The organism is Gemmatimonadota bacterium, from assembly GCA_026706345.1.
GTDB lineage: Bacteria > JAAXHH01 > JAAXHH01 > JAAXHH01 > JAAXHH01 > JAAXHH01.
Map to the genome: position 1 here is coordinate 36,111 of JAPOYX010000058.1, position 1,091 is coordinate 37,201.

Here is a 1,091-nt window from a genome sequence, read left to right on the forward strand (position 1 = left end):
AATGTAGCGGTCTCACCGGCGTGGCGCGGGCGCGGGATCAGCCGCGCACTGATGTTACTGTTATCGCCCTTGCAGGCCCCGCGCTTGGTCACGAAGTTGTAGACCCCGCCCTTGCCTTCCTCGTCGCCGGGATACCAGTTCTGCACCGTGGAGTACTTGATCTGGGCGTCTTTCAGGGCCACGAGCTCGACGACCGCCGCATGGAGTTGATTCTCGTCCCGCATGGGGGCCGTGCAGCCTTCGAGGTAACTGACGTACGAACCCTTGTCGGCGATGATCAGCGTGCGCTCGAATTGTCCCGTTCCGGCCGTGTTTATGCGAAAGTAGGTGGACAGCTCCATGGGGCACCGGACACCCGGCGGGATGTAGCAGAAAGACCCGTCGCTGAAGACGGCCGAGTTGAGCGTCGCGAAGTAGTTGTCGCGGTAAGGCACCACGGTGCCCAGATATTTCTCTACCAGGTCGGGATGTTCCTGTGCGGCCTCGGAAAACGAACAGAAGATGATGCCCAGTTCAGCCAGTTTGTCCTTGAAGGTCGTGTGGACCGACACGCTGTCGAAGACCGCGTCGACGGCCACGCCCGCGAGCACCTTCTGCTCTTCCAGCGGAATCCCGAGCTTGTCGTAGGTCTCCAGCAGTTCGGGGTCCACCTCGTCGAGGCTGTTGTACTGCGGCGTGTTCTTCGGCGCCGCGTAATACACGATATCCTGATAATCGACCGGCGGATAGGCCATGTACTGCCAGTTGGGCTCCTTCATCGTAAGCCAGTGGCGGTACGCCTTGAGGCGCCATTCCAGCAGAAACCCGGGCTCATTCTTCTTGGCGGATATGAACCGGATGATATCCTCGTTGAGCCCCGGCGGCGCCGTTTCCATCTCGATGTCGGTCACCCAGCCCTCTTTGTATTCCTGCTGGGCTAAAGTCTCAATGGCTTCCATTTCCTCTCCTTGAAACGATTAAAACCTGCCGTGCTGAACCCGCCGTGCTAACGGGCTATCTGGATCGTGCCGCCCATCGCCTGGCCCCGCATGGTATCCCGGGAAACCTGCTCCACCACCTCGAGCACCTGGTGTTCCGTCTGCAGCAGGTCC

1 protein-coding gene is annotated in these 1,091 nt (G+C 60.2%); it reads right to left on the bottom strand.

Features of this window, described 5'->3' with window-relative positions; genetic code table 11:
* Positions 1–938, bottom strand: a 938-nt coding sequence (sufB, locus tag OXG98_04980; GenBank protein ID MCY3771357.1) for a Fe-S cluster assembly protein SufB, incomplete at its 3' end; no start/stop codon positions are given.
* Positions 939–1,091: the final 153 nt, after the last annotated feature.